The sequence below is a fragment of the Arthrobacter sp. MMS24-T111 genome (genome assembly GCF_054888995.1).
Window position 1 is genome coordinate 3,971,518 of the sequence record NZ_JBTZRO010000001.1, and the last position, 14,069, is coordinate 3,985,586.

The 14,069-nt window shown below is 67.8% G+C and carries 10 protein-coding genes; 3 read left to right on the top strand and 7 right to left on the bottom strand.

From position 1 onward, the window contains the following. Window positions 1-7 precede the first annotated feature (7 nt). On the bottom strand, window positions 8-3,703 hold the full coding sequence (gene mfd, locus ACX5I6_RS18535) for a transcription-repair coupling factor (RefSeq protein ID WP_461841417.1): 3,696 nt from the start codon (window positions 3,701-3,703) through the stop codon (window positions 8-10). A gap of 213 nt (window positions 3,704-3,916) precedes the next feature. Here mfd and ACX5I6_RS18540 point away from each other — a divergent pair, with 213 nt between their 5' ends. Genes ACX5I6_RS18540 through ACX5I6_RS18550 form a run of 3 tightly spaced genes read left to right on the top strand, consistent with a single transcriptional unit; the run spans window position 3,917 to window position 6,189 of the window. Continuing rightward, on the top strand, window positions 3,917-5,422 hold the full coding sequence (locus ACX5I6_RS18540; RefSeq protein WP_133832160.1) for an SDR family oxidoreductase: 1,506 nt from the start codon (window positions 3,917-3,919) through the stop codon (window positions 5,420-5,422). Window positions 5,423-5,466: 44 nt separating this feature from the next. Further along, entirely contained in the window at window positions 5,467-5,964 is a 498-nt protein-coding gene (locus tag ACX5I6_RS18545; protein ID WP_018762966.1) for a DUF2505 domain-containing protein, read from the top strand. 3 nt (window positions 5,965-5,967) lie between these two features. After that, window positions 5,968-6,189, top strand: a complete 222-nt coding sequence (locus ACX5I6_RS18550) for an SCO4848 family membrane protein (RefSeq protein WP_018762965.1) — start codon at window positions 5,968-5,970, stop codon at window positions 6,187-6,189. A gap of 89 nt (window positions 6,190-6,278) precedes the next feature. On the opposite strand, the gene sufU is transcribed toward ACX5I6_RS18550, so the two are convergent. From sufU to ACX5I6_RS18580, 6 genes are all read right to left on the bottom strand, one after another. Continuing rightward, window positions 6,279-6,728, bottom strand: coding sequence for a Fe-S cluster assembly sulfur transfer protein SufU (gene sufU / locus ACX5I6_RS18555; protein ID WP_018762964.1), 450 nt, complete (start codon window positions 6,726-6,728; stop codon window positions 6,279-6,281). 23 nt (window positions 6,729-6,751) lie between these two features. Next, a complete protein-coding gene (locus ACX5I6_RS18560; protein ID WP_461841418.1) occupies window positions 6,752-8,077 on the bottom strand; it encodes a SufS family cysteine desulfurase in 1,326 nt (441 codons plus the stop codon). Window positions 8,078-8,610: 533 nt separating this feature from the next. Further along, the gene (locus ACX5I6_RS18565) at window positions 8,611-9,657 is read right to left on the bottom strand and encodes a helix-turn-helix transcriptional regulator (protein ID WP_461841419.1); all 1,047 of its coding nucleotides are present in this window, start codon (window positions 9,655-9,657) and stop codon (window positions 8,611-8,613) included. Then, a complete protein-coding gene (locus ACX5I6_RS18570) occupies window positions 9,654-11,201 on the bottom strand; it encodes a hypothetical protein (protein ID WP_461841420.1) in 1,548 nt (515 codons plus the stop codon). The genes ACX5I6_RS18565 and ACX5I6_RS18570 overlap by 4 nt, the downstream gene beginning before the upstream one ends. A 52-nt stretch (window positions 11,202-11,253) precedes the next feature. Further along, complete coding sequence (locus tag ACX5I6_RS18575) at window positions 11,254-12,477, bottom strand: LuxR C-terminal-related transcriptional regulator (RefSeq protein WP_461841421.1); 1,224 nt, start codon at window positions 12,475-12,477, stop codon at window positions 11,254-11,256. After that, window positions 12,453-13,988 (bottom strand): hypothetical protein, encoded by a 1,536-nt coding sequence (locus ACX5I6_RS18580; RefSeq protein ID WP_461841422.1) that lies wholly within the window; start codon window positions 13,986-13,988, stop codon window positions 12,453-12,455. Before ACX5I6_RS18580 ends, ACX5I6_RS18575 begins: the two co-directional genes overlap by 25 nt. Window positions 13,989-14,069 lie beyond the last annotated feature (81 nt).

Genomic DNA, 14,069 nt, shown 5'->3' on the forward strand with positions numbered 1-14,069 from the left:
TCATCCCCTAACCGACGGTCAGGGGAGCATCGGAGAAGATGTTCCGGATCACGCCGTTGGCCCAGTCGAGGATCTCGGCGTCCTGCAGGTCCCGGCCGCCGATCCGTGCGGTTTTCGGTTTGGGGATGAGGACGGCGTCCAGGGCGGGCTTGGATTGGGCGCCCGGGTACATGCGGTTCAGTCGCATCACCTTGGATTCCGGCAGGGTGGCCGGGGAAAACTTGATGAAGTTGCCCTGCAGCGCGACGTCGGTCAGCCCGGCCTCGCGTGCACCCACACGGAACCTGGCCACGGCCACAAGGTTCTGCGCCGGCAGCGGCAGTTCGCCGTAACGGTCCACGAGCTCCGCCATGACCTCGTCGATGGCCTCATTGGTGACTGCGGAGGCGAGCTTCCGGTAGGCCTCCAGGCGCAGCCGCTCGCCGGGGACGTAGTCGTGCGGCAGGTGCGCGTTGACCGGCAGTTCGATCTTCATCTCCGCAGCCTTCTCTTCGGCTTCGCCGCGGAAGTCCGCTACGGCCTCGCCCACCAGGCGGATGTACAGGTCGAAGCCCACCCCCTGGATGTGCCCGGACTGTTCACCGCCCAGCAGGTTGCCGGCACCACGGATCTCCAGGTCCTTCATGGCCAGTTGCATGCCGGCGCCCAGTTCGTTGTGCGCGGCCACGGCCTTGAGCCGTTCCAGGGCCACCTCGCCCAGCGGCTTCTCCGAGGGGTAGAGGAAGTAGGCGTAGGCACGTTCCCGGCCACGGCCCACCCGGCCGCGGAGCTGATGCAGCTGGGACAGGCCGTACTTGTCCGCGCCATCGACGATCAGGGTGTTGGCGTTGGAGATGTCCAGCCCGGTCTCGATGATGGTGGTGCAGACCAGGACATCGAACCGCTTCTCCCAGAAGTCCACGATGATCTGCTCCAGCCGGCTCTCGGACATCTTGCCGTGCGCCACCTCCACGCGCGCCTCCGGCACCAGTTCACGGATCTTCGCGGCGGTGCGTTCGATCGTGGACACCCGGTTGTGGACGAAGAACACCTGTCCTTCGCGCATCAGTTCGCGGCGGATCGCGGCGGAGGTCTGCTTGTCCGTGTACGGGCCCACATAGGTCAGCACCGGGTGCCGTTCCTCCGGCGGGGTGGCCAGGGTGGACGTTTCCCGGATGCCGGTCAGGGACATCTCCAGGGTGCGCGGAATCGGGGTGGCGCTCATGGCCAGGACATCCACGTTGGTGCGCATCTTCTTCAGCGCTTCCTTGTGCTCGACGCCGAACCGCTGCTCCTCGTCCACGATCACCAGGCCAAGGTCCTTGAACTCGAAATCCTTGGAGAGCAGCCGGTGCGTGCCGATCACCACGTCCACCGTGCCGTTCTTCACGCCCTCGGCCGTCTCCTTGGCCTCCTTGGCGGCCTGGAAGCGGGACAGCGGCTTGACCCGCAGCGGGAAGCCGGAGAACCGTTCGGTGAACGTCTCATAGTGCTGCTGCGCGAGCAGGGTGGTAGGCACCAGCACGGCCACCTGCTTGCCGTCCTGGACAGCCTTGAACGCCGCCCGCACCGCAATCTCGGTCTTGCCGTAGCCGACGTCGCCGGAGACCAGGCGGTCCATGGGGATTTCCCGTTCCATGTCCGCCTTGACCTCGTTGATGGTGGTGAGCTGGTCGGGAGTCTCCACGTACGGGAAGGCCTCCTCCAGTTCCCGCTGCCAGGGCGTATCCGGGGCGAACGCGTGGCCGCGGGAGGCCATCCGGGCCGAGTAGAGCCGGATCAGTTCACCGGCGATCTCCTTGACGGCCTTCCGGGCCTTGGACTTGGTGCTGGCCCAGTCGGCGCCGCCCATCTTGCTTAGCACCGGAGCGTCACCGCCCACGTAGCGGGTCACCTGGTCCAGCTGGTCCGTGGGGACGAACAAGCGGTCGCCGGGCGCCCCGCGCTTGGCCGGCGCGTACTCCAGGACCAGGTACTCCCGCACCCCGTCGCCGCCGCCGGCCACCTTCCGCTGGATCAGTTCCACGAACCGGCCGATGCCATGCTGTTCGTGCACCACATGGTCCCCGGCCACCAGCTGCAGCGGGTCAACCGCATTGCGCCGTTTGGAGGGCATCCGCCGCATGTCCTTGGTGGACCCGGCAGAAGTCCGGCCCAGGAGGTCGGCCTCCGTCAGCAGGCCCAGTTTGAGCCCGTCAAGGACAAAACCGCGGCCGACGGCGGCGGTGGTCACTTCGATGATGCCCGCCTGGGGTTCGTGGTCCAGGCTGTCCACCCGGGCGCACGGAATGTCCGCGTCATGGAAGAGCTCGGCCAGGCGCTGGGCCGGGCCGGGACCTTCGGTAGCCACCACGATGCGCCACTGGTCGCGGACATGCGAGCCGACGAACTCCATCATTTCCGCCACATCGCCCTGGTAGCCGCGGGGTTCGCGGGCATGCAGGTTCAATACGTCGATCTCGGGGAGCAACTCCGCGTCCTGGGCCAGGGAGGTGATGGACCACCAGGAGACCCCGTGCCCCGACGCGGACGCGCGGGTTTCTGCAAGCGACCGGAAGCTCGCCGAGTGCAGCGCCGCGCTGGCCTGGGAGCTGAGGTCCAGGGGCGCCGTCCCGCCGTCCGAGGCCGTGGACCAGGCCGCCTCGAGGAACTCCTCGTTGGTGGCGGCGAGGTCGTGGGCGCGGGTGCGCACCTTCTCGGGTTCGATGACCACCGCGATGGAATCGGCGGGCAGCTGGTCCACGAACGGCACCATCGCGTCCACCAGCACCGGGGCCAGGGATTCCATGCCTTCCACGGCGATGCCGCCGGCGATCTTTTCGAGCATGTCCGCCGCGGCCGGCAGCTGGGCCTTCAGCGTGGCGGCGCGGGACATCACGGACGGCGTGATGAGGATTTCGCGGCATGGCGGCGCATGCAGTTCCGTGGGGTGGTGGATGCCCGGGGCGGACAGCGAGCGCTGGTCGGCCACGGCGAACCAGCGCATCTGGTCCACTTCGTCCCCGAAGAACTCCACCCGGATGGGGTGGTCCTCGGTGGGCGGGAAGACGTCGATGATGCCACCTCGGACGGCGAATTCGCCGCGGTGCGTCACCATGTCCACGCGGGCGTAGGCAGCGTCCGCGAGGCGCTTCACAACATCGGAAAACGGGACCTCCTGGCCCACTTTCAACGTGACCGGCACCAGGTCTCCCAGGCCGGCCACCACCGGCTGGACCACGGCGCGGACGGGCGCGACGACGACGCGCAGCCGGGCCGTCGTCGAACTTTCCGGATGGGCCAGGCGGCGAAGGACCGAGAGCCGGCGGCCCACGGTATCCGAGCGCGGCGAGAGCCGCTCGTGCGGAAGGGTTTCCCAGCTGGGGAACTCGGCCACGGTGTCCGCCGGCAGGTACGCGCGCAGGGCCGCGGAGAGGTCCTCGGCTTCCCTGCCGGTGGCGGTCACGGCCAGCACAACGCCCGGTTCACCGCTGCCCGCCGCTGCCGCCAGGCCATCTGCCATCTCCGCCAGCAGCACGGGCCGCAGGCCGGCGGGGGCGCTGATCTGGTAGTCCTGTCCACGAACTTCGAAGCCCCGTGCAGCCTCGGCCCGGACCCGGCCGAATGTCCGGTCCGGTTCCAGGGCACGGCGCAGGCCATCCAGCGTAGGGACGGCGCCGGAGGAGCCGGCGCGGGTTTTGCCGGTGCTGGACGTGCCGGCGGCGGACTGGCCGGAAAGACTCATGGCAGTAGCTCCTGTGCTGTTCATCAAAATCGCAGGCAACGCGAAAACCCGAAATTCGCTGCGAATCCCGGGGAACTTCCAGCCTACCGCGCGGGACCGACATGGCAGTCCCGCGATTGCGGGCCTAGGCTGGCAGTGCCATCGCATTCGGCGTCGGAGCAGCCGTCCGGACAAGCCGCCGCTCCGAACCACAAGGGACGAACAGGAGCCAGTATGAGCGAAATGACTGCCCGGCCTACATCAAAGACCGTCCTTGTCACCGGTGCCACCGGGTACATCGGCGGCCGGCTCGTGCCACGGCTGCTGGAAGCGGGCCATACGGTCAAGGTCCTGGTCCGCTCCCCCGACAAGATCGCCGGTGTGCCCTGGCGCACCGAGGTGGACGTGGTGGAAAGCAGCCTTGACGACGGCGACGCCCTCCGCGCAGCCCTTGCCGGCGTCGACGTCTTCTACTACCTGGTGCACTCCATGGCGGCAGGGGCCGGTTTCGAGGCGAAGGAAAAAGCGATGGCCCGGACGGCGGCGGATGCTGCCACGGCGGCGGGCGTCCACCGGATTGTCTACCTGGGCGGCCTGCACCCGAAGGGGGTGGAGCTGTCCACCCACATGCGCTCACGCGAGGCCGTGGGCAAGGTCTTCCTGGACAGCCCGGTGGATTCGATCGTGTACCAGGCGGGCGTGGTGATCGGTTCCGGCTCCGCTTCCTTCGAAATGATCCGGCACCTGTCCGAGACCCTGCCCCTCATGCCCGCACCAAGCTGGGTGCGCAACCGGATCGAAGCCATCGCCGTCCGCGATGTGCTCTATTACCTGGTGGCTGCGGCGTCGCTGGAGGGTCCCATCAACCGGACCTTCGACATCGGCTGCCGGCAGGTGCTGACCTACGCCAAGATGATGCAGGAGTACTCAGCCGTGGCCGGCCTGCCTTACCGGGTGGTGTTGGCGCTGCCTGTGCCGGCGCCCAAGCTGGCCGGCATGTGGGTGGCCCTGACAACCCCCATCCCATGGTCCATGGCGGTCCCCCTGGTCCAGTCGTTGCAACATGACGCCGTGTCCAACGAGCACGACATCGACCAGTTCATTCCGCAGCCCGACGGCGGCCTCACGCCCTACCGCACCGCGGTGGCCTTGGCGCTGGGCAAGGAACGGGACGGCCAGGTGGAGACCACGTGGGCGAACGCCGGCGCGGATTCAGACCCGCTGCCCAGCGACCCCGAGTGGGCCGGGCACAAGGTCTACATCGACGAACGGACGTTCCACGGAGACGTGGACCCGGCGCACGTCTGGACCATCATCGAGGGGATCGGCGGCCGCAACGGCTGGTACTCGCTGCCCTTGGCCTGGCAGGTGCGGGGCTGGCTGGATAAATTGACCGGCGGCGCCGGGCTGCTGCGGGGCCGCCGGCACCCGCACTCCCTGGCCGCCGGCGAGGTGGTGGACTGGTGGCGGGTGGAGCGGATCGACCGCGGCAGGCTGCTCCGGCTGCGGGCAGAAATGCGCGCGCCCGGCCGTGCCTGGCTGGAGCTCTCCGTGGAGCCGGACGGCGGAGGCAGCCGGTACCGGCAGCGGGCCATTTTCTTCCCGAAGGGTTTGAGCGGACGGCTCTACTGGCTGGCCGTACTTCCCTTCCACAGCCTGATCTTCCCGGCCATGGCCCGGAACATCACCGCGGCAGCCCAAAAACTGGCCGATGCGGAGCGCGCAGAGGTGACCCCGTAGGATGTTGGAGGCGTAAATCCTTTCCCGACGTCCCAGGAGGACCCATGGCGCTGAGCGCAACCACCACCCTTCCGCACTCCGTTGACAGCGTTGCCGCTGTGCTGGTGAACGAGGATTTCCAGCGCCACGTCAGCCGGCTGGTGGGCGGCGAACTGGAGTCCTTCAAGGTCGACGGCGACACCGCCGGGGCGTTCAGCGCCACGTCGGTGCGGACGTTGCCCACCACCCGGCTGCCCGAGATTGCCCGCAAGTTTGTCGGTGAGCACCTCAAAGTGACCCAGGTGGAAAACTGGGACGCCCCCGCCGCTGATGGCTCCCGCCAGAGCAACATCTCGCTGAAGATCGCCGGCGCCCCGGTGGATGTCACGGCCGTGCAGCGGCTGGTGGCCGACGCCGGTGGAACCCGGGTGGAGCTTGAGGGCGCCGTGAAGTCCTCCGTTCCGTTCCTGGGCGGCAAGATCGCCGATGCCGCCGAGCCCATGGTGGCCAAGGCCTTGAACCTGCAAGCCACGCAGGCGCAGGCCTGGCTGGAAAGCCACTAGTACATGGAGCTGCCCGTTTTCGCTGCGCTGGTCCTGATTGTCGCCGGCGTCTGGTCGCTGGTGGTCTGGCCGCAGTTCCTGCGCCGGGTCATGAACGATCCCCGTGCCCGCGACACTGCCGGCAAGGCCACCAAATTCCTGACCGTGCACGTGGTGCTGGTCAGCATCTCCATGGTGCTGGGACTCGCCACCGCAGTCATCGGCGTCCTGGGACTGCTGGGCTGACCCTTCCGCGCGGCAGCACGGCTCCGGCATGACACAGCCCGGGCCTTCCTCCGGAACGAGGAAGGCCCGGGCTGGTCTCATCCCTGCGGTTATGCCGCCTGGTTGAGCGCGTCCTCCGCCGCCACCCAGGAGATCATGGCGCACTTGACCCGGGCCGCGTAGCGGGCAACCCCCTCGAAGGCAGCGGCGTCCCCCAGCAGTTCGGGATCGGCCTGGACCTTGCCGCGTGAGCGGAGCACCTCGCGGAAGCTCTCGATCACCTGGTGCAGTTCGGCAACGGTCATGCCGTCGGCGAGTTCGGAGAGAACCGACGCCGAGGCCATGGAAATGGAGCAACCGGCTCCGTCCCACGCCACCTGGACCACCTTGCCGTCCTGCACCGCCAGCCGCAGGGTGACTTCGTCTCCGCATACCGGGTTGAGCTGGTGGGACTGGCCTGTTGCCGCGCCGGCCGGGGCATCGGTGGCGGCCAGCCCGCTGCCGTGGCGGGCCTTGGAATGGTCCAGGATGATCTGCTGGTACAACTGGTCGAGGCTCATGGTGTCACCCTTCGTGTTCTCCGCTAGGCGCGGAAGTAGGCCCTGACGCCGGCCACGGCTTCAAGGAAGCGGTCCACGTCGTCGGTGGTGTTGTACAGGTAGGCGCTGGCGCGGGTGGTGGCGGTCAGTCCCAGCCGCCGGTGCAGCGGCTGGGCGCAGTGGTGCCCGACGCGCACGGCGATCCCGCGGGAGTCCAGGAATTGCCCGACGTCGTGGGCGTGGACGCCTTCGACGTCGAACGCGGCAAGGCCGATCCGCTCCCTGCCTGCGGCCGGGCCAAGGACCCTGACGCCGGGAATGGCTTCAAGGCCCACCACCATGCGCTGGCCGAGTTCGGATTCCCAGGCGTGGATCCGATCCAGCCCGGTTTCGGTGAGGTAGTTGGCCGCGGCGGCCAATGCCACGGCCTGGGAGATGCGCTGGGTACCGGCTTCGAAGCGTTGTGGTGCCGGCAGGTACTCTGCCCGCTCCATGGTGACGGTGGTGATCATGGATCCGCCGGTCAGGAACGGCGGCAGGATGTCCAGGAGTTCCTGCCGTCCGTACAGCACGCCGATGCCCGTGGGGGCGAGCATTTTGTGGCCCGAGAGGACCGCGAAGTCCACGTCCAGCTCCTTGACGTCCAAGGGCAGGTGCGGGGCGGACTGGCATGCGTCCAGGACCACGAGGGCGCCGGCGGCGCGGCCCAAGGACGTCAATTCCTGCACCGGGTTGATGATGCCCAGCACGTTGGAGGCATGGGTGAAGGCCAGGACCTTTGTCCGGGGTCCGATGACTGAGGCCGCAGCGTCCATGCGCAGGCTGCCGTCGTCATCGATGGGAATATGGCGGAGCGTCGCCCCGGTACGGAAAGCCAGCTCCTGCCACGGAATAAGGTTGGCGTGGTGCTCCATCTCAGTCACCACGATCTCGTCGCCGGGCCCCAGCGCCAGTTCCCGCAGGCCGCGATCGCCGCGGCCTTGGGCAGCCCAAAGGGCGGCGTTGGACAGGGCGTAGCTGATGAGGTTCAGCCCCTCGGTGGCGTTCGAGGTCCAGATGGTCTCTTCATAGCCGGCCCCGATGAAGTCGGCGATGGTTTGCCGGGCATCTTCGAAGACTTCGGTGGCTTCCACCGCAAGATGGTGTGCGCCGCGGTGCACGGCAGCATTGCGCTGTTCGTAGAACTCCTGTTCGGCTTCGATGACGCTGACCGGGTTCTGCGAGGTGGCGCCGGAGTCGAGGTAGACCAGCGGCTGGCCGTTGACCAGCTGGTTCAGCACGGGGAAGTCGTTGCGGATGCGCAGCACTTCCGCGTTGTCCATGGCCGGCAGGGCACGTTCCAGCGTGGCTGGCGTTGATACTACGGCCAAAACGAACTCCTTGGGCTGCCAATGTTTGACACCCAATTGTCCCACAACACGGCTGTGGCGGCCGCCCGGAGGGGCTGCCGCCACCGCTGCCCCGGGCTTCGGCCGAGGGAGCAGAGGGCCGGCGACGGCTGGGGGAGAGTCTCGGTCTCAGAAGACTCTGACGTCGCCGGCCCCGTCTGTGCCCGGTCCGTGGGGACCGGAAATATGAGGGGCCTCAATGTCCTGATCGGCTGCTCCGCGGCTTCCAGCCTGCCGCTTTGCTTTGCCTCCTTAAGTAAATCCGGTAGCGCCCTCCCGTACACGAGTAGGGTGTACTCGAATCCTCGGGGGTGCACTACCGGCCGCGGCCAGGTGGCCATGCACAGGCGCATGCTGCGGCCGGGGTGTGGTTCCGCCGCGAGCGGAACGGCGGTCACAGGGCACCCGCGGCACGGTGACGTACGGCGCGTGGAAACGGCGCCGCAGGGCACCAACGGCGAGGGGGCGGCCGACGGCGGCCGTCGCGGGCAGGTACCGGGGAAGGGCAGCCGGGACTACTTGGGCAGGGCCGTCTCCAGCTCATCGCGGCTGCGGACGCCAAGCTTGACGTAAGTACGGTACAGGTGCCCTTCCACCGTGCGCACCGACACCATCAGGCGCTGGGCGATCTCCCGGTCGGTCAGTCCCTGGACGGCAAGTTCGACGATGTCCTGCTCCCGGCGGGTGAGGTGGACCGCGGGTGCGGCGGCGATGAAGCGCCCCTCGCGGAAGCGCTCGCCGAGTTCGTGGTCGCACTTTTCCCGTTGGGCCACCGCCTGCCGGGACCGGCGGCGTTCGCCTGCCTGTTCCAGCACCGTGCTGGCACGGGCATAAGCCTCCCGGGCCAGGTTGACAAAGGCTGCTTCCTCCAGCGAGGCAGCCGTTGCCATCAGGGTGTCACCGTCGGCGTTTTCCCACGCCGTGGCCAGGGTCAGCAGCGCCTCCGCCCAGCGGCCTTCCACGCCGCGGGCAACCGTCTGGACCATGGGGATCACCGAGGGGTCCCCGAGGTCCCAGCACATGGCCAGGACTTCGAGGAGGTTGCCGGCCCTTGCGGCTGCCTCCGGCGTCGTCATGAGCGTCTGCAACGCAGCCAGCCCCTTGCCGTCACGGGCGGTGTACTCTGCCCCCGCTGCCACGTACGCCTCGGCCAGGAGGTCATGTGCGGGGCCGCCGGCGAAGGCGTCCTTGTGATCCTGTTCCAGCCGTCTTGCCTGTTCAGCATCCCCGAGACGGGCCGCCACGTAATAGCCCAGCGCTGTACCGAACCGGTACAGCTGCAACGGATCGTTGAGCCTCAGGGCTTCCACGGCGGGCAGCAGGACCTGGTAGGCCCGCTCCATCCGGCCCTGGCGAAGCAGGGAGTAGCCGCGGAGTACGTTCAGGCTCCCGTCGAAAATGGCCGCACCCGCGCCGTGGCCTGCCGCGTAGCCGTTCAGTTCCCGCTCGGCCGATTCCCATTCGCCCATGGCCAGGTAGTTGGAGACCAGCCGTCCCAGCACGAACTCAGGGAAGAAGAACAGGCTGCCTTCGAGCGGAGGAAGCTCCGACGCCGCCATCATGGCAGCATCCAAGCCCTGGACGGGACGCCCTGCAGCGGCCAGGGCATGGGCCAGGAGCGCCTCAGCCAGGGCACGCAGCGGCTCTCCCCGGAGCCCGCTGCGCCGCGTTTCCTGATCCTGTCGACTTCCTCGCCAAGTGCCTGGACGTTGACCTCGGCCCCAAGCTGCAGCACTTGCAGAAGCTCCGCCTGCCAGCTGCCATCCTGGCCGAATTGGGCGATGGCCCGCTCCACGTCCTCCGCTACATCTGCCAGCAGCCGGCCATTGGCCTGGTGTGCCGAAACCCGGAGCACCAGGGCTGCCGGCCCTTGCGGGTCCCCGGCCAGCGGGAGCCAGCACTCGTCCAGGAGGGCCGCTGCTTCCTGGTAGGAGCCCTCGTTATACAGGGCCCGGGCCTGGACCGCCTGGGCCAAGGGGATCAAGGCGGGGTTGCGGATCTTGGCCGCGATGGACCGCGCGCTGTTGTTGCGGTACGCGAGCAACGCCACTTTGGCGGCGGCCAGCAACTCGTCGTCGCCGACCCGGAGGCCACACTCCAGCGCCCATTCCACCGAACGGAGCCGGCCTTCCCCCTGCAGCAATCCGGGGTCCTGGTGTGCCTTGACCTTCTCCAAGAGCTGGAGGCTCCGGGAGACCGATACCGTGTTCCTGATGGCGCCGGCGAAGAGCGCGTTCCAGAGGTAAAGTTCCGCGGGAACGCCGGGGGTCTCCACGATCATCTGCTGGTCCAGCAGGGACCGGACCACCGCTGCCCCACTGATGTCTTCGATGACCTTGCGTCCCACCGGGCCGGCCAGGGCAATAAGCTTCAGGGCTTCCTGTTCCTCGGGTCCGCGGCACAGGTGGTCCTTGGCAACCACCGCTGCCAGCCGGGGCCCGTCGGCAGGAAGGTCCCCGAGCAGGATCCAGATGCCGTTGCGTTTGGCCAGTACCCCGGCTTCCGCGGAGTCATGCAGCAAGGCGTCAAGGATCCGTGGATTTCCGCTCGAAGCGCTCCACATGGCGTCCACCGTGGCAGCCGGAACGGTCCCGTCCAGGACGTGGGCCAGGACTTCCTCTATCTGCTCGCGGTTCAGGGGCCGAAGATCGACGCGCTCGGCAAGGCCGTCGTACCAGAGCTGCTCCAGCGGCTGCGGAAGGCCGGGCCGGGGCCGCGCGGCCGCCAGCACGGTTGCCCAGCCCGCCGAAATCAGCTCAGCCAGTACCCCTGCCGAGGCCTCGTCCAGGTGATGTGCGTCGTCCACCGCGAGCAGGACTGCCGAGCCGTTACCGGCTTTCAGCTTTTCAAAGTAGGACCACATTGACCGCAACACGGCCACCGGCGAGACCGACTCCTCAGCCGTGAGTTCCCCGGTATAGGGGGTCAGGACCCCGAAGGGCACCCCGGAGAGCGCGGAACTGGCATGGATGCGCACCACGTTCAGGTGCCCGGCGAGCCGTTCGGTGACGGCGTCGGTCACCGCCGATTTTCCAATCCCCGGGCCTGCCATGACGAAGACCGCATGGCTGGTGCCATTGCGCACCAGGTTGCAGATCCGGTCCACGGGCTCCCGCCGTCCGGTCAGGAGCCGATGGGCAGATGTGGGTTTGTGGCCATTAGACGAGTCCAGTCAGATCACCCCTTGAAGTTACGCCCAGCTTGGTGAACACCTGGTACAGGTGGCCTTCGACGGTGCGGACTGAGACACCCATTTCCAGGGCGATGTCACGGTTTGAGGCACCCCTGCCGGCCATTCGTGCAATCTGCCGCTCACGGCTGGTCAACAGCGGGCTGCCGCTGCTGGGCACGATGGGGAGGTTGGCTACCGTGGCGGCCAGGATGTCCAGCCGTGCCTGCGCGGTCCGGGCCGACAGGGCATCCCCGTCCTGGCGCGCAAAGTCCACCGCCAGTGCCATGCAGCGGGCTTCGACGGCGTCGAGTTCCAGGGTGGCCGCGAGTTCGCCGCCGGCGAGCAGCGCCTTGGCGTCCTTTGTCCGGCTTCCCACGGCGATCAGCCGGGATACTTCGGCCAGCGGGCCTTGCCGGTGGCCCGCGATCTCCTCCAGGAAGCGGAAGTCGGCATCGCTGCCGTTCACCGTTGCCGCCAGCAGGTAGATCCCGGCCATGGCATACCGGCCCGCTTCTGCGTTCGCGCGGGCCCCCTGCTTGAGGCTGGTGACGGCGTCGGAGTCGCCCAGCCACCGTCCGGCCACGAGTGTGCAGAACTCGATGATGCTCTCCACGGCAAACCCTGACCTGCCGGGCATCCGCTGGACTTTCGTCAGGTACTTGCGTGACAGCGCGGCGTTTCCGGTCTGGGCGTAGGCCAGGGCCGTGGCCGCGTACGCGGTGCGCAGCGCACCCTGGACCGGTTGCAGCTCCAGCTGCGCTGCGGCAGAAATCAGGGGTTCCAGGGCAGCTTCGCCCCGGCCGGAAAACGCGAAAGCTATTCCGGCAGCGATTTCCGTGGCCGCGCTGCGGTAAGGAAGCCGGAAGGGCTGGCCGGCGCTGAACGGGGCCATGAGGTCAATGCAGCGCCGCCACTGGCCGGCCATCAAAAGAACGAAGTAGGCCTCCCGCGTGTACCGTTCCCGCAGGCCCACAATGTGCGAGGCATCGCTGAGTTGGCCACCGATCTGGCGCACGAGGCCCAGGGCATCCATCTCCCGGCCCGTCATGGCCAGGGCGCTCATCAGGATGATGGCGCACTGGAGCCGGTAGCCGGTGTCAGGGTTGGCGGCTGGGTCAACGGCCCGCTCAAGGTCGGGAATCATGGCGGCGTACCTTCCCGCGTGCGCCTGGTACTCGAATTCGCTCAGCGAAATGCGGTTGGCCGCCACCGCGGCAGGAGCAGGCCAGTCCTGGTGGTCTCCCGCAGTGGCCAGGCGTTCGCGGGCCGAGGCGAAGAGCTCCCGACCGAGCCGGACCGTTCCGGAAGGCAGAGCATGACCCGCGCCTTGGCGGCCACCACCTGGGCGTACTCTTCGAGGTCGAGGGCCTCAAGTTCAGGTTGGGTAATGTCCTCAAGGGCGGCCAGGGCCTGGACCGCCATGTCCAGCTGCAGGTACGCGGCGGCCTTTTGCCGCTGCGCGGATGCCCACAAGGCATCCGTCCGCTGGATCATCTCCGCATAGGTCAACGCGAACCGGGGGTCGAAGAGCTGGACGGCGGCCTGGGCGGCCGCAAGCGCCAGTGCCGGGCTGAGTTCCGCCTCGCATTCATGGGTCCACGCGGCGAACGACATCAGTTCATCGACGGTCATGGCCGCGGGGTCGGGCTCCTCGCCGCCCAGCAGCACGGAGCGGAGCTCCCGCCGCCGGGAAATGCTCAGCCAGGTCCTGACGACGTCGCCAATGTACTTCTCCCGCAGCGACACCCAGCGGTACTCGGAGTCGTCGATCTCGAGCAGCCCGGCGTCCTCCATGTCCGCCACGACGTCGGCGCCATAGATGGCAGTCAGCCGGGACAGTTCCACCCGGCGGGCGCAGGACAACATTTCAATGACTTCGCGGGTCTCCGGTGTTTCCCTTGTCCAGCGCGACCTGACGATGTCATCCAGGCTCGCGGCGCCGTCGAGCACCACCTTGTCCCGGAGCGTCCAGACGGATTCGGACAGCACGAGGTTCCCGGAAAGCTGTTGCTCGGTAACCAGGGCTTTGAGCAGCAGGGGGTTGCCGCCCACCATCTGGTGGTAGGTGGTGACCAGGGACGATGCGACGCGGTGCCCCAGCAGGGACAGCAGGACCTGCCGGGTCTGCAATTCGTTGAGGTTGCTGAGCCTGACTTCGGTGAGCTTGCGGTCCGTCAGGAGCCAGTGGAAATCCGCCGGCAGGTCACTGGCTTTGGGAGCGACGGCGATGATCCTTGCCGTGCCGGTCAGCAACACGTTCAACAGCACGCCGGCACTCATGTCGTCGACAGTGCCGGAGGTGTCCAGCGTGATGATGCAGGGCCTGCCCGCCGCATCGCTGCGGATCAGGGAGGTGATCCCGCGCAGGATGGCAGTGGGTGAACCCATGTAGGCCTGCGGCAACCGGGCCAGGAGGAAGGAGAGGCAGCCATACGGGGTGTTGGAGCCGGAGGGTGCGCTCCGGAGCTGCAGCGACCAGATATCCGGGCCCAGGTCTGCCACTGCCGCCCTGGCCAAGGAGGATTTCCCCACTCCGCGGGCGCCCGTGATCACGGCACCGAGAGAGTGTTCGCTGGTCAACGCTGTGCGGACGGCGTCAAGATTGGCACTTCGTGCCGGCACGGACCATTGCCGGCCCTCCGTCACTGCGGAGGACCCCGTGGCCAGCCCATCACCCTGAGGTGTTGACCCACGTCCCCAGCTGAGTGGCTCGATTGACATGAACTTGTCCCCTACATCCTGCAATAGCGGGATGTAGCCCCATTGCTCCCCCGCATAGGAAGAAGAGTACCCCTTGCCACT